Source organism: Paenibacillus pabuli (assembly GCF_039831995.1).
Lineage (GTDB): Bacteria > Bacillota > Bacilli > Paenibacillales > Paenibacillaceae > Paenibacillus > Paenibacillus pabuli_C.
On sequence record NZ_JBDOIO010000004.1, the window covers coordinates 1215414 to 1241688 of the forward strand.

The 26275-nt window shown below is 49.7% G+C and carries 20 protein-coding genes; 17 read left to right on the plus strand and 3 right to left on the minus strand.

All coding sequences use genetic code 11. From position 1 onward, the window contains the following. Positions 1 to 7 precede the first annotated feature (7 nt). From ABGV42_RS25075 to glsA, 9 genes are all read left to right on the plus strand, one after another. Positions 8 to 1816: a DAK2 domain-containing protein gene (locus ABGV42_RS25075; protein WP_347384165.1), complete on the plus strand. Its 1809-nt coding sequence runs from the start codon at positions 8 to 10 to the stop codon at positions 1814 to 1816. 30 nt (positions 1817 to 1846) lie between these two features. After that, positions 1847 to 2710: a DegV family protein gene (locus ABGV42_RS25080; RefSeq protein WP_347384166.1), complete on the plus strand. Its 864-nt coding sequence runs from the start codon at positions 1847 to 1849 to the stop codon at positions 2708 to 2710. A gap of 10 nt (positions 2711 to 2720) precedes the next feature. After that, the gene (recG, locus tag ABGV42_RS25085) at positions 2721 to 4766 is read left to right on the plus strand and encodes an ATP-dependent DNA helicase RecG (RefSeq protein WP_347384167.1); all 2046 of its coding nucleotides are present in this window, start codon (positions 2721 to 2723) and stop codon (positions 4764 to 4766) included. 111 nt (positions 4767 to 4877) lie between these two features. Continuing rightward, positions 4878 to 5165 carry a stage VI sporulation protein F gene (locus ABGV42_RS25090; RefSeq protein ID WP_095290289.1) on the plus strand — a complete coding sequence of 96 codons (288 nt, stop codon included), beginning with the start codon at positions 4878 to 4880 and terminating at the stop codon, positions 5163 to 5165. Positions 5166 to 5944: 779 nt separating this feature from the next. Continuing rightward, on the plus strand, positions 5945 to 7612 hold the full coding sequence (locus ABGV42_RS25095; RefSeq protein WP_347384168.1) for a sensor histidine kinase: 1668 nt from the start codon (positions 5945 to 5947) through the stop codon (positions 7610 to 7612). A 7-nt stretch (positions 7613 to 7619) separates the two neighbouring features. Further along, the gene (locus tag ABGV42_RS25100) at positions 7620 to 8411 is read left to right on the plus strand and encodes a LytR/AlgR family response regulator transcription factor (RefSeq protein WP_347384169.1); all 792 of its coding nucleotides are present in this window, start codon (positions 7620 to 7622) and stop codon (positions 8409 to 8411) included. 159 nt (positions 8412 to 8570) lie between these two features. Beyond that, positions 8571 to 9860, plus strand: coding sequence for an L-lactate MFS transporter (locus ABGV42_RS25105; protein WP_347384170.1), 1290 nt, complete (start codon positions 8571 to 8573; stop codon positions 9858 to 9860). A gap of 218 nt (positions 9861 to 10078) precedes the next feature. Then, positions 10079 to 10561: a GNAT family N-acetyltransferase gene (locus ABGV42_RS25110; RefSeq protein WP_347384171.1), complete on the plus strand. Its 483-nt coding sequence runs from the start codon at positions 10079 to 10081 to the stop codon at positions 10559 to 10561. Between the two features lie 114 nt (positions 10562 to 10675). Beyond that, on the plus strand, positions 10676 to 11617 hold the full coding sequence (gene glsA, locus ABGV42_RS25115) for a glutaminase A (protein WP_154895432.1): 942 nt from the start codon (positions 10676 to 10678) through the stop codon (positions 11615 to 11617). A gap of 254 nt (positions 11618 to 11871) precedes the next feature. Here the strand turns inward: glsA and ABGV42_RS25120 are convergent, their stop codons facing one another. Both ABGV42_RS25120 and ABGV42_RS25125 read right to left on the minus strand, forming a co-directional pair. Next, positions 11872 to 12213, minus strand: coding sequence for a YolD-like family protein (locus ABGV42_RS25120; RefSeq protein WP_347384172.1), 342 nt, complete (start codon positions 12211 to 12213; stop codon positions 11872 to 11874). Then, the gene (locus ABGV42_RS25125) at positions 12210 to 13454 is read right to left on the minus strand and encodes a DNA polymerase IV (protein WP_347384173.1); all 1245 of its coding nucleotides are present in this window, start codon (positions 13452 to 13454) and stop codon (positions 12210 to 12212) included. Before ABGV42_RS25125 ends, ABGV42_RS25120 begins: the two co-directional genes overlap by 4 nt. An 861-nt stretch (positions 13455 to 14315) precedes the next feature. Here ABGV42_RS25125 and ABGV42_RS25130 point away from each other — a divergent pair. From ABGV42_RS25130 to ABGV42_RS25155, 6 genes are all read left to right on the plus strand, one after another. After that, positions 14316 to 16541, plus strand: coding sequence for a hypothetical protein (locus ABGV42_RS25130; protein ID WP_347384174.1), 2226 nt, complete (start codon positions 14316 to 14318; stop codon positions 16539 to 16541). Positions 16542 to 16567: 26 nt separating this feature from the next. Continuing rightward, positions 16568 to 17776: a HEAT repeat domain-containing protein gene (locus ABGV42_RS25135; protein ID WP_347384175.1), complete on the plus strand. Its 1209-nt coding sequence runs from the start codon at positions 16568 to 16570 to the stop codon at positions 17774 to 17776. A gap of 22 nt (positions 17777 to 17798) precedes the next feature. Further along, positions 17799 to 19196: a glycosyltransferase family 2 protein gene (locus ABGV42_RS25140; RefSeq protein WP_347384489.1), complete on the plus strand. Its 1398-nt coding sequence runs from the start codon at positions 17799 to 17801 to the stop codon at positions 19194 to 19196. 107 nt (positions 19197 to 19303) lie between these two features. Next, a complete protein-coding gene (locus ABGV42_RS25145) occupies positions 19304 to 20110 on the plus strand; it encodes a response regulator transcription factor (protein ID WP_347384176.1) in 807 nt (268 codons plus the stop codon). Between the two features lie 63 nt (positions 20111 to 20173). Further along, the gene (locus ABGV42_RS25150) at positions 20174 to 21541 is read left to right on the plus strand and encodes a nucleotide sugar dehydrogenase (protein WP_347384177.1); all 1368 of its coding nucleotides are present in this window, start codon (positions 20174 to 20176) and stop codon (positions 21539 to 21541) included. 26 nt (positions 21542 to 21567) lie between these two features. Next, the gene (locus tag ABGV42_RS25155) at positions 21568 to 22473 is read left to right on the plus strand and encodes a hypothetical protein (RefSeq protein WP_347384178.1); all 906 of its coding nucleotides are present in this window, start codon (positions 21568 to 21570) and stop codon (positions 22471 to 22473) included. Between the two features lie 103 nt (positions 22474 to 22576). Here the strand turns inward: ABGV42_RS25155 and ABGV42_RS25160 are convergent, their stop codons facing one another. After that, positions 22577 to 23449 carry a helix-turn-helix transcriptional regulator gene (locus ABGV42_RS25160; protein ID WP_347384179.1) on the minus strand — a complete coding sequence of 291 codons (873 nt, stop codon included), beginning with the start codon at positions 23447 to 23449 and terminating at the stop codon, positions 22577 to 22579. 305 nt (positions 23450 to 23754) lie between these two features. On the opposite strand from ABGV42_RS25160, the gene ABGV42_RS25165 reads away from it, so the two are divergent. Both ABGV42_RS25165 and ABGV42_RS25170 read left to right on the plus strand, forming a co-directional pair. Beyond that, complete coding sequence (locus ABGV42_RS25165; RefSeq protein WP_347384180.1) at positions 23755 to 24960, plus strand: LLM class flavin-dependent oxidoreductase; 1206 nt, start codon at positions 23755 to 23757, stop codon at positions 24958 to 24960. A 40-nt stretch (positions 24961 to 25000) separates the two neighbouring features. Then, positions 25001 to 26275 (plus strand): ABC transporter substrate-binding protein, encoded by a 1275-nt coding sequence (locus ABGV42_RS25170; RefSeq protein WP_347384181.1) that lies wholly within the window; start codon positions 25001 to 25003, stop codon positions 26273 to 26275.

Genomic DNA, 26275 nt, shown 5'->3' on the forward strand with positions numbered 1-26275 from the left:
TTCTCACTTGAGTATACGTTCTTTAAATGGAACAGATTTCACCGCAATGGTACTCGCCGGCGCGGAACAACTTGGACAGCATGCAGAGCACGTCAATTCCCTGAATGTTTTCCCTGTGCCGGATGGCGACACGGGAACGAACATGAATTTGACAATGAGTGCAGGAGTCGCAGAGATTAAACGCAAGAGTTCTGACTCCATCGGTGAAGCTGCCGGTATTTTATCCAAAGGCCTGCTCATGGGCGCACGGGGGAATTCAGGCGTTATTTTATCGCAATTGTTCCGTGGTTTCAGTCGTTCAGCTGCTCCCTACGAGGAACTGAATACGCTCCAATTTGCAGCAGCCCTCCAAAACGGCGTGGACGCAGCGTATAAAGCTGTCGTGAAGCCCGTTGAAGGAACCATTCTTACCGTGGCTAAGGAAGCTGCGAAACATGCCAGCTACTATGCAAGACGGACGAATGATATTACCGAATTAATGAATGAAGTATTGTTAAAAGCAAAAGAGGCACTGGCAACGACTCCGGAATTGCTGCCTGTACTAAAACAGGTTGGCGTCGTGGATTCGGGTGGACAGGGGCTTGTATATATTTACGAAGGTTTTATGGAAGTTCTGCTGCAGACCGACGGTGTTAGCCGTGCATCCCTGCAAAAAGAAGTACAACCATCTGTGGCATCGTCCGCATTGAAACCGGCTGTACCGGCAGAAGAGGTGCCTGCAAAGCCTGCACAGCAGGTCATTGCTCCAGAGATGCCGTTGTCTGCACAGGCTAGACTGGAAACGGAAGATATCGAATTCCTGTATGATATGGAATTCTTCATTAACCGCCAGCTGGGCGATAATGCAGGCGTGGCATTCGATGATGAGGCATTCCGGAAAGCGTTGTCAGTCAACGGCGATTCCATCATCATTATTGCTGACGACGATGTAATCAAGGTGCATGTGCACTCCAAGACACCTGGAGATGTATTGAATTTGGCACTTCGCTACGGTGAAATTACACAGATCCACATTTTGAATATGCGTGAACAGCACCGGGATCTGCTGACGGCAGGCATGGACATTGCGCCTTCTCCTGAATTGTTTGCAGAGATTCCGCCTGAAACGACGCGCAGTCAGGAAGAGGCAGTACCTCCGGCAGATGAAATGGCACCGTATGGTTTTATCGCTGTATCCTCCGGTGAGGGCATTGCGGAAATCTTCCAAAGCCTCGGGGTGGACGTAATCCTGTCCGGCGGACAGACGATGAATCCGAGCACCGAAGACTTTGTGAATGCAGTTCGCTCGATCGCTGCGGAACAGGTGTTTATTTTGCCGAACAATTCCAATATTGTTCTTGCTGCCGAACAGGCACGCGAACTGCTTGAAGACGAACGCCGGATCACGGTGATACCGAGCAAAACGATTCCGCAGGGTATGGCAGCTGCGTTTGCTTTTCAGGAGGATGAGTCTGCTGAAGCGAACCGTGATCAAATGCTGGAAGCCATTGGCCGGGTGCAGTCGGGTCAGGTTACCCATGCCGTAAGGGACACTCAGTACGATGAGCTGGATATCAAGGCAGGCCATTACATTGGTATCCATAATTCCAAAATCGTTGCGACAGACGAAAGCATGCTTCGTGCGTGTGAAGGAGTGCTGCAGCAGATGATGGCGAGTGGAGATGAAGTGGTTACCATCCTCGAGGGGGAAGAAGCTGACTCTGAGGTTACTGCTGCGCTTGCGGCATGGGTGGAGGCGCAATATCCTGATGCTGAGGTGGAGGTACATTCTGGAGGACAGCCGGTTTATTATTATTTGTTCTCTGTGGAGTCTTGATAGTACACTCACGCAAGGAGGCGATCTCGCTTGAGCCATAAGGTTGCGATTGTAACAGACAGCACCGCAGATATACCGGAAGAGCTTGTCCGTAAATACGGAATTCATGTTGTTCCGCTGCGCGTTCTGTTTGGTGAAGAAAGTTATGCAGACGGCGTTGATCTGACGTCGGAACAGTTTTATACAAAATTGGCGAAGGCTTCGGCGCTCCCTACCACGTCACAGCCTTCGCCAACCGAATTCATGAACATCTACCAAACTCTGCTGGATGAAGACCCTGAACGTCCAATTGTTTCGATTCACCTGTCATCGGGCATGAGTGGAACCTATCAATCGGCACTGCTGGGCAAATCCCTGCTGGAGCGTGAGGGCGACATTACGGTGATGGACTCCAAGTCGGCATCGTATGGATATGGTTTGATGGTCATTCAGGCAGCTGAACTTGCGAGTCAAGGCAAGTCGGCAGCTGAGATTGCTGCAGCTGTAGAAGCCATGCAGAAGAGCCGCAAGCTGTTTTTCCTTGTGGATACGCTGGAGTACCTGCAAAAAGGCGGGCGGATCGGTAAGGCAGCGGCTATTCTGGGCACCTTGCTGAATATTAAGCCCATCTTGTCCATTGATGAGGAAGGTGTCATATACGCTGTTGAAAAAGTCAGAGGACACAAAAAAGCAATGGCACGCATCATTGAGCTGTTTAAACAGGACCTTGCGGGTAAACGTGTGAATGTGGCCGTAGGCCATACCGCAGATCCCGGATCAGCGATTGCTTGTGCAGAGCAGTTGCGTGGGCATTTTACACTGAATGAAGTGGTGTACACCAATATTGGAGCCGTCATTGGCAGCCATGTTGGGCCTGGCGTTATTGCCATCTTTATGTGGCCTGTTCCGGAATGAGGGATTAGACATGAAATTGGAAGAAATATCGGTTAAGCAAATTAACGGCGTGAGTGCTCTCAAAGAGGGAGAGCTTCACGCCTTTGGCATCTCTACTGTTAAAGACCTGCTTGAATATTATCCGTTCCGTTATGAGGATTATCGTCTGCGTTCCCTTAGTGAAGTGAAGGATGGGGACAAGATTACAGTCCAGGGTAAAATCATGGGCATCCCTGTATTGCAGCGCTACGGTAAAAAGTCCCGCCTCACCTGCAAGGTGATGACAGAAGAGTGGATGATCACGGCAACCTGGTTTAATCGTCATTTTCTAAAAGACCAGCTTACGCCGAACCGGGAAATTGTGCTAACGGGGAAGTGGGAACAAAAGCGCATGCAGATGACCGTCTCGGATTCGGAATTCCCGGATAAGGGAGATGGCCGTTCAGGAACGCTGCAGCCGGTCTATTCGGTAACGGGCAAGCTGACGCAATCCTGGATGCGCAAAACAATTAATCAGGGGTTAATTCAATTTGGAGACATGATTCCCGAGATTTTACCTCCAGCTCTGATGAAGAAATACGGACTGATGCCTCGTAAACAGGCGATCGCGGGGATTCACCGTCCGCAGGATAATCGGGAAGGCCAGCAGGCCAGACAGCGCATGGTCTATGAAGAATTGTTTTTGTTCCAGCTGAAGATGCAGGCCTATCGTGCATTGAACCGAAATCGCATGAATGGGGTTGTGCATACAACGGATAATGCCACCATTCGCGAGTTTGTACGTAGTCTGCCGTTTGAACTGACAGATGCTCAGAAGAAGGTGGAGCTGGAGATTCTTCACGATATGCGCTCCCCCTATTCCATGAATCGGCTGCTCCAGGGGGATGTTGGTTCGGGTAAAACAGTGATCGCAGCTATTGCGCTCTATACCTCGGTTCGTTCCGGTTTCCAGGGGGCTCTAATGGTCCCTACCGAGATTCTGGCCGAGCAGCATATGCGCTCATTGCAAAAACTGTTTGAGCCTTTTGGCGTAACCGTGGGGCTCCTAACGGGTAGCGTGAATGGACGGAAACGAAAAGATCTGATTGCTTCGCTGCAAATGGGGATGATTGATATCGTGGTGGGTACTCATGCATTGATTCAGGAAGATGTATTCTTCCGTGATCTTGGTCTTGTCGTGACGGACGAGCAGCATCGCTTCGGTGTGAACCAACGGAGCATTTTGCGGCGAAAAGGATATAATCCCGATGTGTTAACCATGACGGCGACCCCGATTCCGCGGACGCTGGCGATTACGGCATTTGGGGATATTGAAGTATCGACGATTTCGGAGCGGCCGAAGGGACGGATTCCGATCTCCACGTATTGGGTCAAACACGACATGATGGAGCGGGTGCTGGGTTTCATCTCCCGCGAAGTGGATCAGGGCCGTCAGGCTTACCTCATCTGCCCCTTGATTGAGGAATCCGAGAAGCTGGATGTCCAGAATGCGATTGATCTGCATGTGCAGATGCAGCAAAACTTTCCGAACTATCGTGTGGGCCTGCTGCATGGACGGATGACTACTGGGGAGAAAGAAGAGATGATGCGTGCGTTCTACAGCAACGATATTCAGCTTCTCGTCTCAACCACTGTGGTAGAAGTCGGCGTTGATGTACCGAATGCTACACTAATGGTTATTATGGATGCCGACCGCTTCGGCTTATCTCAGCTGCATCAGCTTCGTGGCCGTGTCGGCCGGGGAGCCCACGCGTCCTATTGCGTGCTCATTGCTGATCCCAAAACTGAGGTTGGGCAGGAGCGCATGAAGGTCATGACCGAAACGGAGGATGGCTTTGAAGTTTCCCGCCGTGATCTCGATCTGCGGGGACCGGGGGATTTCTTCGGGACCAAACAGAGTGGATTACCGGAATTCCGTCTGGCAGATATGGTTGCAGACTTTGCTGTATTGGAGCAGGCGAGAGATGACGTAACCAGTCTAATCGCCGATCCTAACTTCTGGACGTCTGTGGACTATACGGCTTTGCGAGAGTATTTACAGCAGCAGCAGGTATTCCAGGGTGATCTGATCGACTAATACGTGCTTGAACGTACGGGTTTCTGTATTTCATGCGAAAAAGGTCAAGTGTACAAGCCCTCCCGTCATATGAATAGAAAGTGAGTTCATTTTTGGGAGGTGCTGTACGTTTTGAGTTATCAACAATATGGGATTAGTCCGCAGCTGGTGGAGCGGATCAAATTAAAAATGAAAAATCCGGCTGTCAAAGATCGCATCAAAAAGCTGATTGACGGAATCACCAAGTCCGATCTCCAGGACCGGGCCAAGGTTAGAAGATTGGTCAAGTCATCTGCAGTCATTTTGAATGAAAACTTCTCGTCAGCTCAGGAGGAGCAGTTCGTTGCCTTCGTCATCGCCCAGAAGATTGATCCTAACAATACGTTTCATCTGATTAAGCTGTGGGGGATGTTTCGGTGAGGTCGCTGTAGGTTGAGGACATAAAATGAACTTCACATTCACATGGAGCACTACGATGCCAGAACAACCTTCCGATCGCTGTTATCCCCGGATTTTTTGGATTCCCTTTTTCAAAGGGGAAAATCCGGGGATAAAGGCGAGCGCTTCGCTTCTTCAGGTTTATTCTGTCCTCTTCGTTTTGTGTGAATGATCTGTTTATTTTATAAAACTCAAAACTACACCGAGGGTGTGGATTGGTTGAAGGGCGGGGTAGCCCATAAGTCAGAAAATGACTTATGGGCTGCCCCTTTTTTGCCGTTAGCACCAGACAAGTTTGTGAGATGAGTTGCATGATACAAACGTGTTTCTCGAAAAGCTAAAATAGTTGTAACGAACTGAGCGCACGCTGACCAGGTTAATTCTTCAGGTTTGATGTCGTAACGAATCACAGAGCTGTTATTTCTCTTTTTGCGAGGTTGATTGTAGTTTTTTTTACTTATATAGCGTCGTATAGGTTCGTTAAAGTTTTCATTCCATACTAATTCTCGTAATAAGGTGTAACGGATTTCTTAGAGTCTGTAAGGAGAAAAAGATTATCCGCTGCCATTTGCTTATATCTCATTTCCACCGAATGACTTTGCTTTCTCCCTGGCAGAGCGGTAAACTGGTGCATACGAGCATGCAGGATGAACGTGAGAATGAGCATTCATATGTCATGCAAAAGGAACGAAAACGAAAACGGAAGCTGCACTGATACTGGAAAATGTTGATTTTTGATTGATTTGGAGGAAGCAGGATTCATGGAAATGTTTACGATGCTGCTGGGGTTGTTTGAGCGTGCGGCGCTGCTGATTATTTTTTTATTCTTTTTATCGAGGGTACCTCGTTTTAGACAGATTTTGCAGAAAGGGAAACTAAGGCCTCAGGAATATGTGGCGGTCACGCTTTTATTTTGTGCTTTTGCGATCTTTGGCACCTATACTGGGATTAATGTGGAAGGCTCTTTGGTGAATGTGCGGATCATCGCCGTGTTGTCCGGTGGTATTTTGTTTGGAGCACCTGTAGGGATTATTACGGGGATTGTATCGGGAGTACATCGTTATTTGATTGATATGGATGGGGTTACGGCGATTCCGTGTCTCATTACGAGTATTATTGCCGGTCTGGTGTCGGGTTACATTCACAAGTATACGCCGAAGTCGAAGCGGTGGATGGTCGGTATTGCGGCCGGGATGATCTGTGAAGCGCTCACGATGCTGCTGATCCTGCTATATTCCTATCCGGACCCACTGGGTGCTGACATTGTATCCAGGATTGCATTGCCGATGATTTTGGGTGAGGTCAATATTGGACTAATCGTGCTGCTGGTGCAGAGTGTGGAAGGGGAAAAGGAAATGATTGCAGCACGCCAGGCGAAACTTGCACTGGAAATTGCGAACAAAACCCTGCCCTATTTCCGTTCTATCGATGAGGATTCCCTGCGGACCATCTGCCGCATTATACAGGAGGATATCCAGGCCGACGCTGTTGCCATTACAGATACCCGCAATGTACTGGCCTATGTTGGATTCGGGGAAGAACGATATCACATCGGCAATGAGATTATTAGCGAGATGACGAAGCAGACGATCTCCAGTGGGGAGATTACCATCAGTAATGATGTGACGGATGAGAAAACGCCGGACATTCATTCCCTGCTGATTATTCCGCTCAAGGAGCGGAGCGAGGTCACGGGAGCATTGAAGATTTATTACCGTAAAGCCTATAAAATTACGTATCCGCTGCAAACGATGGCTGTGGGACTATCGCAAATTATTTCCACTCAGATGGAAGTATCCCGGGTCGAAGAGATTAAGGCAGCCGCCAACAAAGCGGAACTGCGGGCATTGCAGACGACCATTCATCCTCATTTTCTCTTCAATGCGCTGAATGCGATTGCTTCTTCGATTCGAACGAAGCCTGACCGGGCGCGGGAGTTGATTGTGAATCTGTCGGGATACATGCGCTACAATCTGGAACTGTCGGATGAGCTGATCGATATTCATAAGGAGCTGGAGCAGGTCCGCAATTATGTGGAGATTGAGAAAGCCCGTTATGGCAGCAGGCTTAACGTGATCTATGAGATTGATGAGGTGGCTGTGCATATTCCAAGTCTGGTCATTCAGCCGCTTGTTGAAAATGCCATCATTCATGGTGTCCTCAAGGTCAAAGGACCTGGAACCGTGCGGATTCGGGTACAGGATTACCCTGACTTTGTACGAATAGGAGTCAGTGATACCGGTGCCGGTATTGACCCGGATATCATTGAGAAGGTGTATCGAGACCGAATGCCGGGGAATCAGATTGGTTTATATAATGTTCATCGGCGGGTGAAGCTCATATATGGACAAGGCGTAACGATTACGCGGTTGGAGCAAGGAACCGATATTATTTTTGACGTACCCAAAGGAGATGTCGTGACAAGGTGATTGGTCTATGAGAGCTCTTATCGTGGAAGATGAGATTCCTGCAAGTGAAGAATTGAATTATTTGATCCAGGAACATAGTCAGATTGAAGTGGTTGCCTGCCTCGAAGATGGACTAGATGTGCTGAAGTTTTTGCAGGAGCAGGAAGTCGACGTTATTTTTCTCGATATTAACATTCCATCGCTGGACGGCATGATGCTGGCCCATCATATTGGGAAATTCGCCAGTAAGCCTTACATCGTCTTTACGACAGCTTATAAGGAGCATGCAGCTGAAGCGTTCGAGCTGGAAGCCTTTGACTACATTCTGAAGCCTTATGATGAGAAACGAATTGCAGCCATGCTGCTTAAGCTGGAGAATGCCTTCAAACGCGATCATGCAGGAGAGGCAGTGGATGAACATGGACAGGCCCAAGTGACGGATGAAGCCTCCATGCAAGGATCACAGGCTAAAGCTTCTGTCGCAGGGACTGGAATACGAATTAATCTGCTGCGCAACGACAACATTATCGTGACGGATACGGCCGACATCTATTATGCGGAAGCACAGGAGAAAGTAACGAAGGTGTATACCAAAAATGGTGAGTTTACGATGCCGGTGAGCATTACGGATTTTCATGGCCGCCTTCCGCAGGAGTCTTTTTTTCGCTGCCACCGTTCTTACCTGGTCAATCTGTCTCAAATACGTGAAATTGTACCCTGGTTTAACAATACGTACCTGCTCCGTCTACGCGATCTGGAAGCTGAAGTGCCGGTAAGCCGGGGCAAGGTCAAGGAATTTAGGCAGCTCATGCGCATATAGAGGCATTTCATTCCGTATTTGATGCAACTCATGCTTAAATCGGTGTTATGAATCCCCTTTCATGTATGATTAGCTTGTGAACGCATTCAAAGCAGCATTGTCATTCATCGAATGATGGACAGTGTGCTCAGACATGACATCGGCAAAGGGGAGATCACGATGAAAGCAGCTATTTCATCAGCACCTAATTCAGCATCGACATCCATAAAAATGAATCGGCGGCTTATTGTACTGGGAACAATTATTGTACAAATGGGCCTTGGAACCATCTACACCTGGAGTTTATTTAATCAACCGCTGTCTGACCATTTCGGATGGGACGTCAGCTCGGTCGCGATAACTTTTTCAATCACAAGTTTTGCACTCGCATTTGCTACGCTGTTTGCAGGCCGGCTGCAGGAACGATGGGGACTTCAGCGCCTGATTCGTATAGCGGGGATTGTGCTTGGTCTGGGACTTGTGCTCAGTTCTCAAGTTACTTCATTAACCCTGCTCTATATATTGGCAGGATTCGTGGTTGGATTCGCAGACGGGGCCGCTTATATTACGTCGTTATCCAACCTGATTAAATGGTTCCCGGAACGCAAAGGTCTCATCTCGGGTATTTCCGTTGGCGCATTTGGTACAGGAAGTCTGTTGTTTAAATATGTGAACTCGGCATTGATTGGCGCTGTAGGGCCTGCGCAGGCATTTATGTATTGGGGCATCATCGTCCTGGTCCTGATTGTGGCCGGATCTTTCCTGATTCGCGAAGCCGTTGTTCGTGAACAGGCTCCCGTTAGCAAGACCGAAGGGGCGAAGCAGGAAGTTACCCGTCATCAGTACACGGTAAAAGAAATGCTTCGGACGAAAGAAGCTTATATGTTGTTCGTTATTTTCTTCACGGCATGTATGAGCGGATTGTATCTGATCGGTATCGTCAAAGACATCGGCGTGCAGCTGGCAGGTCTTGACGTCGCTACCGCCGCGAATGCAGTAGCGATGGTTGCGATCTTCAATACGGCAGGTCGGATCATCCTGGGGGCCTTGTCGGACAAAGTAGGCCGGATGAAAGTCATTGCCGGGGCACTGCTGGTTACGGCAGCAGCGGTCATGACGCTAAGCCTCGTTCCACTGACCTACGGCGTGTTCTTCGCCTGCGTGGCTGCAGTTGCGTTCTGTTTCGGTGGTAACATTACCGTCTTTCCGGCGATTGTCGCGGATTACTTCGGACTGAAAAATCAGAGCAAAAACTATGGTGTCATCTATCAGGGATTTGGAATTGGTGCCCTGGCCGGGTCCTTTATCAGTGCTCTGCTGGGCGGATTCCATCTGACGTTTATCGTTATTGCGATACTCTGTGCTGTCTCCCTGCTGCTCGCCTTGATGATTACACCTCCGGGTCAAAATCGTCGTACGCGTCAGCACGAAGGTCAAATGAGTCTCAAACCTTCATCCCGGGCAAGCTGAGTTTATTCCGATTTCAAATATTTCGTGGTAGTTCATTTATATGTTAAATAAAAGTATGGCGGTCTCTGCGGAGGCCGTTTTTTTTGGATAGGGATAGGCAAAACTGCTGCCTGTACTTGGATTGCTCGGTGGCTGCGTGCATTGTATCCTGTGCTTCTGCTATACTCTAGGTGAATTGAAGGGCAACAACATCTGTTCGGATCTGGAGGAGGATTTCAATGAACTTCGTCAAATATGCTGAACCTGATTTTGCAGATTATTATGCTCTGGTTTCCAATATGGAAGTCATGAAACAAATTACGGAACGTACTCTCCCCGAAGAAGAAGCGAAAGCGCAATTCCGGTCCATGCTGGATTATAATCTGGGCTCCAGCTGCGGATATTACCGGGTATCTGGTGCAGATGGAGCTGGGATGGCATACGCCAAACTCATTCCGGATGAATCCGATCCGTCCCGGGCCGAGATGGGCTACATGGTTTTGCCTGAGTATTGGGGCCAAGGTCATGGCACATCCATTGCGGCGCGTCTCATTTTGAAAGCACAGGCGGCAAGAATGGGTGTGCTTTACGCGATTATAGATCCCTCCAACGAGGCATCCCGCCGAATATTGGTCAGACAGAACTTTGTTTCCACGTGGACAGGCGATATGGAAGGACTTCCCGGCGAGATTCTGGAATTGAACCTTCAAGTGCGGCGGTAATGGATTAGCCCTGAAGGGTAATTACAAATATACATTCTACTGCATACCCTTGGTATGGGAGTTTGTCCCCAGGAACGATGTAGGATGCTACACAGAGATATGGAGGAGATGGAGATGAGCAATACGGTAATGGAGCGTCTGAACGAATTGCTGCCGGAATGGTTGGAGACGAGTCGTCTGCATACAGGGCAGGGAAAGGTCGCTTCCTATATCCCGGAGTTGGTCAAAGCATCGCAGGATGAGCTGGGCATACATATTATGGACGCCGAAGGCAATCATGTATCTGCCGGAGATTGCGGTGTCCCCTTTACGATGCAGAGCATCTCCAAAGTGTTCACGCTTATTCTGGCCCTCATGGATCATGGGGAAGAAGCGGTTTTCTTTAATGTTGGAAAAGAACCTACTGGTGACGATTACAATTCGATGATCAAGCTCGAACTTGTTGAACCAGGTATTCCGTTTAATCCGCTAATCAATGCGGGAGCCATAACGGTCTCCTCCCTGGTCGCCGGAGACTGCAAGGAAGAGAAGTCACGGCGTATTCTTGAGTTTTTCCGCAAGCTGGCGAACAATGATCGGCTGGACTATAACGAAGAGGTCTTCCGGTCCGAATCGGAAACAGGTCACCTGAACCGTTCGCTGGCTTATTTTCTGAAGCATAATGGTGTAATCAAGGAAGATGTGGAAGATGTGCTCTGCGTCTATTTCCGTCACTGTTCAATTGAGGTGACTTGTGCGGATCTGGCCCGTATGGCTCTGGTGCTTGCCCATGATGGAACAGATCCGATCAATGGAAATGAGCTCATTCCACGTCGATATGTACAGATTGCCAAAACATTCATGACCACCTGCGGTATGTATAACGCATCGGGCGAGTTCGCCATTGAGGTCGGTCTGCCTGCCAAGAGCGGTGTGTCCGGAGGAATTATCACTCTTGTTCCTGGCCAGTTTGGCATTGGTCTTGTAGGACCGGCCCTGAATCGAAAAGGTAACAGCATTGCCGGTGTGCATTTGCTGGAGCGGCTTTCCAAGGAATTTGACTGGAGTCTTTTTTAGAGCTTTCCCCATATACCCATCAACATGGCCGATGAATCACATATCGGTCATTTTGCTTCCTTGGGACGAAGTCAGCTCCGGCGAAGATAGGTGTTTGGCTGCTTCAGAGAGCCTTATTGGAAGTCTAGGAAAACGGTCCTGCATGCCTGGAATAGGCTGCATCTATCGCGGAATATTCGCTAATGAGAGTTTGCAAAGTGAATAGTCCCTATTGCCGATATAAGACGGAACGTTGGAATTCGTTTTCTGCTGCGTCATTCGTTCGCCAGTGTCACATTGGTAATCAGATTCATCTGAATGTCCCGGGTCCCATTTGGCGTCAGCAGCCTGAGAGTACGGACAGAAGGATCCAGCTTCAGCACCTGTCCGGTAAACCGGATATCGTCATGTTCATGGAACAGGGTAATGGTCACTGCATCTCCAAGCACCATTGAATTGCTGAGCAAACGGGACATTTCTTCCGCTGCCTGAGCATCCAGAGATGGACGAGTACGAGGAGCAAGCTGTTCCTGATGAAGAATGTATGCTTCCCGATGCTCGGGAAGCATCATGCGGGAAGATTCGAAAAGTCCATTTTGCTGTAATTTTTTACTCATTTGTAATGACCTCCAATTTTATGGGAACGATCTTGTGCCAGTGCAGAAGAGCAGAGCGAGGAAGCCCGCATGATGGCGGTGTCTCCGAACTTGCGCTTGATGTCATCTGTGGCACGTTCCAGTTCTCTTTTGCGCTCACGATCATCGAACCAGGACAGCTGCACTTCGGAATCAGGCACCAGTCCAGTCAGTGAGACGCTGATGCGGCGGATGGGTAATCCGTCCCAATGGCGGAGGAAGAGTGCCGCGGCCGCATCGTATACTTCATCCGTAATGTTGGTTGGCTCGTTCACCTTCATCTGGCGTGAGAAGCCGGTTGGGCGGTCGTAATCCTGTCCTCGACATCCTACGGAGACAACGTTACCCATCAGTGATTTGTCCCGGGAACGTCGGCAGACGAGCTCAGCCAGCTCAAGCAAGACAACCTTGATTTCTTCCCAGGACTCGTAATCTCTGGGAAGCGTCATCTGATGGCCGATGCCCTGCTGTTGATGTGTGTATGTCCCGGGTTTCACGGGGGAATCGTCAATGCCGCGGGCAATGCGCCACAATACTTCACCATTTACTCCCCAGCGTTCCCTCAGTTTGGACAGCGGCGTCTGTGCCAGATCACCAATCGTGTGAATACCCATGTTATAGAGATGTTTCCCCATCCGGGAACCGACCATGAACATCTCCCGGACAGGTTTGGTCCAGATGGTTTTCTCCATGTCCTTGCGATTCAGGACACAGATGCCGCCGGGTTCTTTTTTGGCATATAAGTCACAGGCCATTTTGCTCACCACTTTGGTATCACTGATGCCAATCCGAATGTATACGCCCGTCTCCTCCATGACTCTGGATTGAATACTACGGGCAATCGTCTCCGGACTGCCGAACAGGTCCAGGCTTCCGGTGACATCGAGAAACTGCTCATCAATGCTGTAGGGCTCAACAAGGTCTGTGTAGGACTGAAGAATCCGGGTAATGTGCAGGGATACACGAATGTACTCCGCCATCCGGGGGCGAATGACGACAACGTCCGGGCATTTGGCAAGGGCTTCACCCAGTCGCTCAGCCGTGGTAATTCCATAAGACTTGGCGAGAGGGCAGGCCGCAAGAATGATGCCCGAACGGCGTGCCGGATCTCCCGCTACGACGAGGGGACGGTCTTGGTATTCGGGATGTGCCGATTTCTCCACACTGGCATAGAATGACTGGCAGTCTGCGAGCATAATGACGCGTCCATCTTTGCGGGACATAACAGGTCTCTCCTTTGTTTCATGATTCGGCTGTTCACGAACAGACAGAGCTATTCAGCCGCATGTTTTTTTTACAGTTTATTCACAGTACGGAACAAGTGTTCCTGTTTTATAAGCATATCCCGAATGTTAAAAAGCAGCAACCGGAATTATTTTGCAAATTGGACACAATTATGGAATACGAATAATAGAGTCAGAATTTAGGAAATAAGATGTGCTTTTTTACATTTCATGTAAGAGATTCGTGACTTCAGGGTGATGACTCGGTGTTCATTTGGTTTTTTGTAAAAGTAATATAAATGGGCACGGTCCTATAAGGGGGGACTGATGTCCTTTTTTGCTTTTCTGCACTTTTCAGAAAACCTTGACAGGCCGCGGGTTTTCACTGATGCGTTATCGGACTATAGTATCAATTTTGTAATCTTTATGGTTAATACTGTAAAAAAGACCGCAACTTTAACATATTACTCGCGTTTAAAGGGGTAAGCGTTCAAGCAGAAACAGCTGCTGCACACCGCGTTGCATATAACAATAACGGGTAGAGAACTGCAACAGGTTAAGGAGTTTACAATGAGGTTTTATCCATCTCAAATGGTATTCATGAAGCTGATAAGTCAGACTGGCTTTGAATGCAAGTTCATGGTCATTTTTACGAATTATGGGCAGAATGTTGCATTTCACGTTTGCTTCCATCAGCCTAGTTACAAAAGCGGAGTCTTGGCGCTATAGTGAGAACACACCGCTGGCATCTCTACCCGAAGCGGACATCCAAGCAGTATGAATGGCTGCATGCCTGTTATTTCAGATTCCGAACGACAAAACAGGCAGGATGCATAATAGAGAGGTGAGCAATTAGGAGCCATGAGCAGACGAAGACGAAAGCGCTGGATGTTGACGATGTTGACGGGAGCCGTTGTACTGACCGGCGGAATATTAGCCGGCTGGCACTACATGCAGCCCCAGCTCGTTACCTACACAGCGGAGAATGGCACGGAGATGAAATTCAAGACCGAGGGAGACCGGTTCATGGAGTATGGGCCGGATGGAACATGGAGGGAGATGTTCGTTAAGGGCGTCAATCTGGGTGCAACTTCGCCGGGATATTATCCGGGAGAATTTCCCCTGACCGAAGAGGATTACCTAAGGTGGTTCCAGCAGATTCAGGAGATGGGGGCCAATGTCATACGGGTATATACGGTCCACGAACCAATTTTTTACTCTGCATTGGTCGATTATAACCGTGGCCGGGAGCAACCGTTATATTTTATACAGGGTATATGGTCGCCGGAAGAAGAGTTGATTGAGAAGCAGGATGCCTTTGCCGATCACATTGAACAGACGTTCAAGCAGGAGATCGAAAAAGCGGTATCGGCGGTATACGGGGATGCGGATATTCCTGAAAAGGCCGGAGCTTCCAGCGGCAAGTACAAGAAGAATGCAGGTAAATATTTGATGGCTTGGCATGTTGGCACCGAGTGGGATCCCACGATGGTAGACAACACGAATGAAAAACATCCCGATGTTCCGCAATACAAGGGCGTTCATTTTTCCGGGACAGCAGATGCCTCACCTTTCGAGAACTGGCTAGCCGAGCTGCTGGACTACACGGCCGTTCTGGAGAAGAAATATGGATGGGAACATCCAATGACCTTCACCAATTGGGTGACCACCGATGTGTTGGAACATCCAGGCGAACCCTTGTATGAGGAAGACCTCGTCAGTGTGGATGCCCGTCATATTCAGCCGGAGGAATGGCAGGGAGGATATTTTGCAGCCTACCATGTGTATCCCTACTATCCGGATTTGTTCCATACGGACCAGACCCTTCAAACGATCAAGGATGCAAACGGCGAGTACAACACGTACAAAAGCTATTTACGCAAGCTTAAAGCCGAGTATCCCGATATGCCTGTAATGGTTACAGAGTATGGTGTACCTTCTTCCCTGGGGATCTCTCATCTTGGTATGGGAGGAAGGGATCAGGGTGGACATAACGAGGCCGAACAAGGTGCCATCGACGCTTCACTGACTCAGGATATCTATGACGAAGGGTATGCGGGAGCAATATTGTTCATGTGGCAGGATGAATGGTTCAAGAAAACCTGGAACACGATGCCTTTTGAAATTCCGGCTGATCGGCGGGCCTATTGGCTAAACGTGCTGACCAACGAGAAAATGTTTGGTCTGCTCGCCATGGACCCGGGCAAACAGGAACAGCTGACCATCGACGGGAAACTGGATGACTGGGCTGCGCTGAACGAAGAAGAGGTTACGGTATGGCAGGGGAAGGTGGATGGCATTCAGGAAATGAAGCTAACCCATGATGAGGCCTATCTCTACATCGGCATGATGCTGGATCAGCCGTTTGACCCTGATAAAACCGTACTCCATATCGGGACGGATACGCTGGCAGGCGGCAATCAGCCTGGCGAGCGGCTTCCGAAACGAACGCTAAGTGACGGCCTCGAAACGGTCATCACGCTGGGACAGGATGACGAATCCCAGGTGGAGATCGCCAAGGATTATGATTTTAACCAGCGTCTGTACGGCAAGGAAGGATACAATATGCTGCCGGACAAGCAAGCCGATTCCGCCGATCCGTTTCATCCATGGAACTTGGCAGTCAGCTTGAGGATGACGCCGCCGGATACCCGGTCCGCTCATCCGTTTATGAATGAGAAGGTGGGCATCCTGAAGCGAGGAACAACGGCTCCCGGACAGTCCGATACCGATTCCTTGACCACCTGGCAGTATGACGGCAATCAGGTGGAGATACGGATTCCTTGGATGCTGCTTGGGTTTGGTGACCCAAGTTCACTGCAAGTGATCGATTACGGACCACTGCAGGATGGACGGGAGTTTAAGACGGTGACGACCGAAGGCATAACGCTGGTTCCATGGTTAATGGACCGATCGACTGGCAGCGTAGCCTGGCCTGCGGGCGATCAGATCACGCTGGATCTGAAAACCTTGCCCGTGTATAGCTGGCAGCCGTGGGAACAGGTGAAATACAGTGAACGACTGAAGCTGAGTTACGAAGAAATGAAGAAAGTCTTTGAACAAATTCCAAGTTCTCAGATGAATTAAATGAGTATGAAGGAGGACCTTTTCACATGTTTGCGAGTTTGGCTTTGGCCTATCTATTTCTATACATCTGTATAGCGCTTGTCGCTCTGGGTGTGATCCTGCTGTTTGCCATGAAAGTGTCCCATAACGGCAGACGGCGCAAGATTGAATTTTACAAACAGAAGCAGCGGGATTACTTCACGTACCTGCAAACGGCACTGACTGAAAATCGTCCGCTGAGATTGCCGCCAGGCAAACTGGCTCCAGTGGAACGACAGGTGATCCAGAGCAAGCTTATTGAATGGATTGATCAATTCAAAGGAGAGTACCGGGACAAATTGATTGCACTCTGCCGTGAGGCAGGATTCGTAGAGCATGATTTGAAAGAACTGGGCCGGCTGCGTTATGGCCGGCAGATCGATGCAGCTTATCGATTGGGCGGCATGCGCTGTCCCGAAGCTGTTCCGGGCTTGATGGCATTGCTCAAGGATGAGAAGCCTGGACCCATGGCGTTCGTGATTGGACGTTCCATTGCGAGGAGCACAACGCGTCAGGGTGAATTGAAGGACATGCTTGAAGTTTTATTGACTAAAGGAAAATCGATTCATCATCTGGCTGCGGACATTTTGCTTGAGACCAGCCTGGATACGAGCAGACTGCTGATTGAGCTGCTGGAAGACCGCAATCCTGATTTTGTAAAGGTTGGACTTGTCGCCATGTGGGGACAAGCCGTACCGGAGGTCATGCCGGCACTCGATCGATTGGTCGGTGCAGAGCATCAGGATGTACGGGCAGAAGCGGTGAAGCTGTATCTGAGTGCAAGTCCGGCACTTCAGGATGAGACGATTCTGAAGCTGATGAAGGATGCCGACCCGGAAGTGCGGGCAGAAGTGGTTCAGGCGCTTGGTTCGAAGCATGCGGCAGGCAGTATTCCGCTGCTGCGCAAAGCGCTGCGTGATGAAGACTGGCGAGTGCGCTATAACAGTGCAGAAAGTTTGAGCAAGCTGGGGGAACCCGGATTCGAAGCTTTATGTCAGGCAGCGGTACAAGGTACCGGTGTTGAGCGTGAAATTGCAATGCAGCAGATCGAGAGCACAATGAAGCAATCGGGAGCCGATCACAAAGCGGTAGACCAGATGATTGTGCATAACAAGAGAAGGCTGCTCTATGACCAATATTTTGCCCCTGTGCCGGGTAACCGAACAACGAAGAGACGCACCGGTGTGGCTGCGGTAGGAGGGGATTACACTGCTTAGGGATCTGTTATTGATTTATGGCATGGTAGCCATCTACTATGTCGTTGCTGTAAATGCGCTGTATTTTTCCATTCTGGCGCTATCATTCCGTAACATCTGGACTATTTTCAGGCGGTCTCATTTTTCCAAATACAACACATTGTCAGGATCGGAACTGGTGCCTTCAGTATCCCTGCTGGTGCCTGCTTACAATGAAGAATTGACGATTATTGAAAATGTGAACTGTCTGATGACGCTGAATTACCCAACGTACGAAGTCATTGTGGTGAATGACGGTTCTAGTGACAGTACCCTGAAAGTTCTGCTGAAGGAATACCGTCTAAAACCTGTACCGGATACCAAGATCCGTGGCAAAATTCCTTGTCAAACCATTCGCGGGATATACCACAATCCGGAATTCCCTGATCTGTACGTGATCGATAAGGAAAATGGCGGAAAGGCAGACTCGCTGAATGCGGGGATCAACCTGTCCCACTATCCGCTGATTTCTTCCATTGATGCCGACTCTTTGCTGGAAAAGGATGCCCTGATCCGCATGGCTCGCATGTACATGGAGAATCCCGAAGAGACTGTGGCGATTGGCGGAGATGTTCGCATCGCGAATGGATGCAAAATCGAAAACGGAGCGGTTCAGGACGTCTCCCTGCCGCGCAAAATGTGGCCGATGTTCCAATCCATTGAGTATCTCAAAGCCTTTCTGGGCGGACGGATTGGCTGGAGCCACATGAATGGACTGATCATCGTGTCGGGTGCCTTTGGTATGTTCCGCAAGGATGCTGTCATTGCCGTTGGCGGATACCGGGACGGTTATCCCGGAGAAGACATGAACATTATCATCAAGCTCCATCGCTATATGCTGGAAAATAAATTGAAATACCGCGTAGCCTTTTGTCCTGAAGCCGTTTGCTGGACACAGGCACCGGATTCCTACCGCATACTGTCCAGTCAGCGCAAGCGCTGGGGACGCGGGAATCTGAAGAACATGCTTGAGAACCGCGGCATGCTGTTCAATCCGAAATATAAGGTGATGGGTATGCTGACCATGCCATACAACGTCATTTTTGAAGCGCTCAACCCGTATTTCCGGATTACCGGACTTCTGGCCCTTGCTGGATATGTGCTGCTCGATATGACGCAGTGGCCGGTTCTTGTTCTGTTCGGATTGCTGAACTTCGTGAGCGGTTATCTGCTGAGCGTAGGTGCATTGATCCTGGAAGAAATTGCGTTCCGAAGATACAACAAGCTGTCTGATCTGGTCAAAATGCTGGTTTACTCCGCTCTGAAATTTGTGGGCTATCACCAGCTTGGCGTTCTGTGGAGATTGCAGGGACACATTCAGTTCATGCAAAACAACAATTCATGGGGAACCATGACACGTCAGAGCTGGTCCGAGGAACAAAAGGGAACCGAAGCTGCCTGATTCGTATTTGCATCGAGGGGTGCAGGTCATAAGCAGCGTTGAATTCTCACGAATGGCAATACAGCAGCAACAGAATAGATAACCAAGGGAGAAGGGTGGAAAAGAACATGCCTAATACGGCAACATTGCAGCGTGAAGCTGCCGTTAATGTGTACCGAAGTGTAGAACAGGGATTGAAGGATACGGGTGCCGGAACTTGCGGCTTAATGTTCATCCATTGCGGAGGCGTACAGGCCCAGCCGGAGCAGCAGGTCAGGAATTATCTGGAGCAAACGAGTGAGTTCGCCTTCCAGCTGTGGAAGGATGGGGCAACCCAGACGCTTGCGGTCCTGCTGCCTGGTTTGACACTGAACGAAGTCCACTATGAAGGGCTTCGCATCAAGCATGAGCTGCAGGAGACGGTACCTGGAGCCGAGCCGCAGATTACGCTGGCGAGCTTCAAGGACAGTGAGCGTCCTTCTCAGGCGACGATCCAACATATGGCTGAATCCGCGAAGCTGGTCGATCCGTCGGAGATTCATATTTACACGCTGGACAACACGGCGGACGAGCCGAGCAGAATTTTGATCGTGGACAACGATCCGACGGTTCGTGAGTTTCTGCAGCTGCGTCTGAAAATGCAGGGCTATGAGACGTATGAAGCTGTAGATGGCCTGGCTGCACTTGAATTGATTGAGAAGGTGTCACCTGATCTGGTGCTGACCGAATTGAACCTGTATGGCATTGACGGCCTGCCGTTCATTCACCATATTCAGAACCTGGATGTCGAGCAGCCGCCGAAGATCGTTGTGCTGACCGAGCAGCGTGTCGAACAGACGATCAGCCAATGCTTCCGCAGCGGTGTGGACGATTATATGACCAAACCCTTCTCCCCAGTGGAGCTGGATGCACGTATTCGTCGCTGCCTGAACTAAAAGCATCATCAACCGAACGGATTTACGGATCATTTACAAATACATTAACCTGGAGGGAATATCATGGAGAATCAACAATTCCATACTTTACTGAATGCCATTGAAAACAAAGAAGCGGTGCTCGGCGTGGTCGGGCTCGGTTACGTAGGACTTCCACTTGCCGTGGAAATGGTGAATCAAGGGTTTACGGTAATCGGAATTGATCTGGATGCGTCCAAGGTCGACAGTATCTATAATGGGGATTCCTATATTCACGATATCTCGTCCGAAGATTTGAAAAAAGTGATGCAAACAGGCCGTTTCCAGCCTACAACGGATTACAGCATGCTGCGCGTCATTGATGCCTTGAGCATCTGCGTGCCAACACCACTCAGCGAAAATCAGGATCCGGATACATCCTACATCGAGACCGTGGTGGATCAGATCAAACTGCACATGAAACCGGGCATGCTGATTACGCTGGAGAGCACGACCTACCCGGGTACGACAGAAGAACTGATTCAGCAAAAGCTGGACAAAATCGGCCATGAAGCCGGCAAGGACTATTTCCTCTGCTTCTCGCCAGAACGTGTGGACCCGTCCAACGGACGATTCACCACGTACAATACGCCGAAAGTTATCGGCGGGACGACGGAAGCCTGCCTGAAACTCGGAACAGCACTGTACAGCAAGTATGTACAAACGGTTGTGCCGGTATCTTCACCAAAAGTGGCGGAGATGTCCAAATTGCTGGAAAATACATTCCGCAGCGTAAACATTGCGTTTGTAAATGAAATGGCGATGATGTGTGACCGCATGGGCATCGACATCTGGGAAGTCATTGATGCAGCGGCGACGAAGCCTTTCGGATTCATGCCGTTCTACCCAGGTCCAGGCATCGGCGGCCACTGCATTCCGCTTGATCCGATGTATCTGTCTTGGAAAGCGAAAGGGTTCCGCTTCTACAGCAAATTTATCGAGCTGGCACAATCGACCAATGACAACATGCCATATTATGTTTTGAACAAAACATCAACCATTTTGAACGAATACGCAAAATCTGTCCGGAACTCCAACATCCTGCTGCTCGGCATGTCATACAAGCCGAATATTGCAGACCTGCGTGAGTCACCGGGACTCGAAGTATATGAACTGTTCAAGGAAAGCGGAGCGAACGTCAGCTATTACGATCCATACGCCGATTCCTTCCGTGACAAGCATGACGATACGGTATACAGCGAAGCATTCAACCTGGAGCAATTCAAGAAATATGATTGCATCGTGCTGATTACCAACCATAGAGATCTGCCATACAGCGATATTGCCGATTTGGGTGTGCCGATTCTGGATACACGCAATGCATTCCGGACACACACACAGCCGCACATCTACAAGATTGGACACTCGGTGCAGCATCCTGTGCTGGAACCAAGTGAAGCGTTGCTCGTCTGAGAAACAACATGATTCGCTGGGGCAGGATGTCGGTGAGGACAAAATGGACTTTGCTCGCTCTGACCTTTTGTTTGCTGCTTTTGCCCTGGCTGTTCAAATGGTTTTCGGCAGAGGAGAAAAAAGCGACCTGGCTGTGGGATGCTTCCATCATCGCAGAACAGACCCCGGACATTATCTCCTTTTCCAAGGAGCAGGGCGTAGATGTCATTTTCCTGCAGATGCAGGATGAGGTATCTGATGATACGTATCGCCAATTCATTGCGTCTGCCCGGCAGGCAGAAATCCAGGTACATGCCCTGAATGGTCATGCGGACTGGGCCTATAAGGACAAACAGGAAGAGGGACTCGCTTTCATTGAGCGTGTTCGGGCGTATAATGCCGCTTCGGCCCAAAATGAGCGTTTCGAAGGCATTCAACTGGATGTGGAGCCTTACCAACTGCAGCGCTGGGAGAATGAGCAGGACAGCGTGATTGCAGAGTGGATTGACAATATGAAAGCATGGACAACAGCCGGTAAGGATGCGGGGCTCTATATGAGCGCAGCCATCCCGTTCTGGCTGGATACCCGTCAGGCATCCGAAGGCGGAGAAACGCTCAGCAGGTGGGTCATTTCCCAATTTGACGCCGTTGCCATTATGGCCTATCGGGATAGTGGTCAGCAGATGTACGACCTGTCGAGGGAAGAGCTGGATGAAGCCGATGAACTGGACAAGGACGTATGGATCGGAGCGGAGCTGGCAGAGACGCATGAGGGCGAGCACCTGACCTTTTTCCGGAAATCCATAAGCAATATGGACGAAGAGATCGCGAAGGTGTTTGACCTGGCCGGATCTCATTCCTCCTTTACCGGAGTAGCCGTGCATCATTATGAAGCGTGGTACGCGAAGGAAAACGGAATTCCCCTGGCTCGCAAAAGCGATGAGGAGAAGTAACGGGTGGTATTGAAAAAGCACAGACAGCAAAAGGCAAGTTTCCGGTTAATGGAGACTTGCCTTTTTTCTTATGCTATTTGCGCTGCAGCTCGAGATTGTGGCATCAGCGTTTGCCGTTCTCGTTTGTCCGATACCGATTGGGTGGCAGACCCACCTGCTTTTTGAACGCTTTGGAGAAGGAAAATAAATCAGGGTATCCTACCGAATGAGCTACCTCGGTCAAGGTCAAAGGAGTTTGTACGAGCAGGCGCTTGGCCTGGTTCATTTTGAGCTGCTGGATATATTGTACCGGAGACAACCCGTACGCTTTGCGGAACTGTTTGGCAAAATGGGTTCGATCCACACCCGCGTGAGCAGACACGCCCTCTACCGTGATCCCCCCGGCAAAGTGAATATCCATGTATTCCTTGCCTTTTTGCAGCCAGGGGATAGCCGAATCCGGCTGCAGCCCCTTGGCGGCAGCGGAACGGGAAACTCGATCAAACAGGCCGAGAAACCGGGTGAGGCGCCCCAGATCACTTGCTCCCCCCTGAGGTCTGCGAACTTCTTCCATAAAAGCACGCATTCCACTAGCCGTCTCCGGGGTCAGTATACCTGAACGGTGGGGAGAGTCTGGCGTAAGTCCAATCCGCGACAGCAGTTCGGTTGCATGGGTACCATCGAAGGCAATAAAGATCTTCTGGAGCGGCTCCTTCGGGTCCGTCCAATACTCATGGGTGACATGCGGAAACAGACAGAAAGCATCGCGGGCCCTGAGGAGATACTGATGTCCGTTCTGTATAAATGTACCTTCCCCCTCGAGGACAAACAGCAGGTAATGATAAGGCGTTGTCCGAGGGCCGATATGATAATTGTTCTTGGCTATATTGCGTCCGATTCGTATGGGCCAGGCTCCACCAGCTTTCTCGAATTCGGACGGAGTAAAAAAAATGATATCCAAAAACTCGTGGTGGTCCTCCTTCATGCTCTCCGTCATCAGGAACACCTCTTTAATATAAGTTTGATTTCAAGTGTCATGAGTTATCATTATAACCTATTATACAGGTGGGTTTTGTACATATTCAAGAACTTGATGTCCTATTCCTGTAAGATGACCACAAAATGACAAAATTAAATTGTCGTAAAATGACATTGATCACAGACAAATCAATTGATATGATGTCCATACCTATTAAACCAAGTTAATTAATCGGCATTTATATGATTTTGCGAATTGCAATGAGAATGAGAATGAGGTCCAATCTTAAAATTAGTTTTTATCAACAGAGAGGAATGACTTGTATGAGTGAGCAGGAAGAACTGAAATTCGGATGGTTTTTGCCAACGGCTGGAGACGGAAAATATGTTGGGGTCGCCCCGGAACGGGAACCGAGCCTGGATTATTTGATACAGGTAGCACAAACGGCCGAAACGGCAGGGTTTGAATTTGTATTGATCCCGACCGGTGGAGCCTGTCTGGATGCTTGGGTCGTCGGTTCAGCTGTGATGAGTCATACTCAAACACTTCGTCCGCTTGTAGCCATTCGTCCAGGCCTGGTTACACCGGTGCTCGCCGCACGGATGGGAGCGGCACTGGATCAACTCTCTGGTGGACGCGCCATGATTAATGTCGTGACGGGCAGCTCAGTCCGGGATCTGGAGGAACTGGGAGATCCGCTGGCGCATGCCCATGACGAACGTTACGTACGGGCGAGCGAGTACATGGAAGTGATGAAGCGTTCGTGGACACAATCGACCGGACTCAATCTGACCGAGTTTGCCGGAAGTGGTTCCAAGTCGAATACGGAAGCACCAAGTGATAATAACCCGGCGTTTAATGGTCATTATTACAACTTTAAGGGCCCGGTAGGCATGCCGGAAACGGTACAGAAGCCTTACCCGCCATTTTATCTGGGCGGAAGTTCACCCATTGCCAAAAGAGTGGCTGTAGAGCATGCGGATACGTTCCTCATGTGGGGTGAACCGCACGACTGGATACAGGAACAGATTGAGGAGATTGAAGTGATCCGCGAACAGGTGAAACAGGAAACAGGGCAGGATCGCCAGTTACGTTACGGGATGCGGGCACAGGTGCTCATTCGGGATACCGAGGAAGAAGCTTGGGCAGCAGCGTGGGAGATTATTAGCAAGGTTCCACCAGAAGCCATCGAGAAAGCAAAAGCAGCTTTTGCTGAGACGGATGCGACGAACCAACGCAGACAAAATGAACTTCGTGAATTGTCCGAGAAGCAGCAATTCGTTGTGGGTCCCAACTTGTGGACAGGTCTGTCCGTTGTTCGTTCGGGTGGGGCAATCCTCATCGTGGGCACGGCAGAACAGGTTGCTGAAAGACTGATGGAATACGCAGATCTCGGCGTAACCACATTCATATTGTCTGGGTATCCGCATCTGGAAGAAGCCGAAATATTCGGCGAGAAAGTAATGCCGATCATTCGCAGCAAGTGGAGTACGAGAAATGTAAAACATCAGCTAAGCAGCACGAAATGAATCATCACCTAATTCAACATTACTCAGGAGGTCGTCTTTCATGAGAAAAAATAAAAAATGGGCCCTTCCCCTGGTCAGTATGCTGGTCATGTCATTGCTGCTGTCCGCTTGTGGGGGCGGGGATAACTCTGCAGCAGGCGAGAACAGTTCCTCCGGTTCTGGTAAAGTCACCATTAGCTTCATGCACTGGCGGGGTGAGGATGCTGAAGCGCTGAACAAGACTATTGATGCGTTTGAAAAGGAAAATCCGAACATTCATGTGGAGATGCAGACGCTTCCTTCAGATCAGTATCAATCCACAGTTCAATCGAAAATCAGTGATGGTTCGGTAGGGGATGTATTCGCTTCCTTCCCGGGTGCACAGTTCGAGGCTTTTACCAAAGCCGGCTTGTTCACGGACCTGACAGGATCATCTTTTCTCTCTGCCTATAACTCTAAGCTGATCGAGGCAGGCCAACTGGATGGCAAGCAATATGCCATCCCGTACCAACTTGTATATAACGATCCAATCTATAATGTGAAGCTGTTTGAAAAATACGGTCTGACACCGCCGAAGGACTGGGACAGTTTCCTGGCGCTCTGCCAGACACTGAAAGACAACGGAATTATCCCGATTGCATTTGCCGGAGCGGACATTGGTCCAGGGCAGTTCATGAACACCATGGTAATGAATAATGCACCAAGTGACGACATTTTTACCAAAGTGGAAGCAGGAGAGGCGAAACTGACAGATGAGTTCTGGGTGAAGACACTCACGCAGATTAAGGAACTGAACGATAAAGGCTACTTCCAGCAAGATGCACTGGGTACCAAGGACCCGGCGGCGGGAGCGCTGTTCATTCAGGAGAAGGCAGCCATGCTTGCAAGTGGTTCCTATCAGCTGGCGCAGAACAAGCTGCAAAACCCGAATCTGGAGCAGAAACTGCTTGCACCCATTACGGTAAGTGCCGATCAGGCGAAGTATGAAGGGGTTCATACCACAACGTTCATGCTTGCGGTAAACAGCAAGTCCAAACATCCGGAAGAAGCGAAGAAATTTATCGAGTTTCTGAGCAAACCGGAAGTGGCTGGAGAGTATGCCAACCAGACGGGCCAGAACGTAACCGTAAATGACGTGAAGTATGATTCTGCCGAGCTTCAGGTTGCAGGGGAGTGGGCAAACAAAAAGACCGTGTTCCAGCCGCGGTTCACCATTCTGAACGGAGATAATCAGAAGGCAGTGACCAACTCCATTCAGGCCGTGCTTAGCGGGACTTCCCCTGAAGAAGCCGCGCAGCAGGCACAAGCGATCATTGATCAGCATATCGGGAAATAA

Coding starts and splice junctions, on each gene's coding strand:
- recG (WP_347384167.1), top strand. CDS start 2,721: ATGAAATTGGAAGAAATATCGGTTAAGCAAATTAACGGCGTGAGTGCT.
- ABGV42_RS25095 (WP_347384168.1), top strand. CDS start 5,945: ATGGAAATGTTTACGATGCTGCTGGGGTTGTTTGAGCGTGCGGCGCTG.
- ABGV42_RS25100 (WP_347384169.1), top strand. CDS start 7,620: ATGAGAGCTCTTATCGTGGAAGATGAGATTCCTGCAAGTGAAGAATTG.
- ABGV42_RS25105 (WP_347384170.1), top strand. CDS start 8,571: ATGAAAGCAGCTATTTCATCAGCACCTAATTCAGCATCGACATCCATA.
- ABGV42_RS25110 (WP_347384171.1), top strand. CDS start 10,079: ATGAACTTCGTCAAATATGCTGAACCTGATTTTGCAGATTATTATGCT.
- glsA (WP_154895432.1), top strand. CDS start 10,676: ATGAGCAATACGGTAATGGAGCGTCTGAACGAATTGCTGCCGGAATGG.
- ABGV42_RS25120 (WP_347384172.1), bottom strand. CDS start 12,213: ATGAGTAAAAAATTACAGCAAAATGGACTTTTCGAATCTTCCCGCATG.
- ABGV42_RS25125 (WP_347384173.1), bottom strand. CDS start 13,454: ATGTCCCGCAAAGATGGACGCGTCATTATGCTCGCAGACTGCCAGTCA.
- ABGV42_RS25130 (WP_347384174.1), top strand. CDS start 14,316: ATGAGCAGACGAAGACGAAAGCGCTGGATGTTGACGATGTTGACGGGA.
- ABGV42_RS25135 (WP_347384175.1), top strand. CDS start 16,568: ATGTTTGCGAGTTTGGCTTTGGCCTATCTATTTCTATACATCTGTATA.
- ABGV42_RS25140 (WP_347384489.1), top strand. CDS start 17,799: ATGGTAGCCATCTACTATGTCGTTGCTGTAAATGCGCTGTATTTTTCC.
- ABGV42_RS25145 (WP_347384176.1), top strand. CDS start 19,304: ATGCCTAATACGGCAACATTGCAGCGTGAAGCTGCCGTTAATGTGTAC.
- ABGV42_RS25150 (WP_347384177.1), top strand. CDS start 20,174: ATGGAGAATCAACAATTCCATACTTTACTGAATGCCATTGAAAACAAA.
- ABGV42_RS25155 (WP_347384178.1), top strand. CDS start 21,568: ATGTCGGTGAGGACAAAATGGACTTTGCTCGCTCTGACCTTTTGTTTG.
- ABGV42_RS25160 (WP_347384179.1), bottom strand. CDS start 23,449: ATGACGGAGAGCATGAAGGAGGACCACCACGAGTTTTTGGATATCATT.
- ABGV42_RS25165 (WP_347384180.1), top strand. CDS start 23,755: ATGAGTGAGCAGGAAGAACTGAAATTCGGATGGTTTTTGCCAACGGCT.
- ABGV42_RS25170 (WP_347384181.1), top strand. CDS start 25,001: ATGAGAAAAAATAAAAAATGGGCCCTTCCCCTGGTCAGTATGCTGGTC.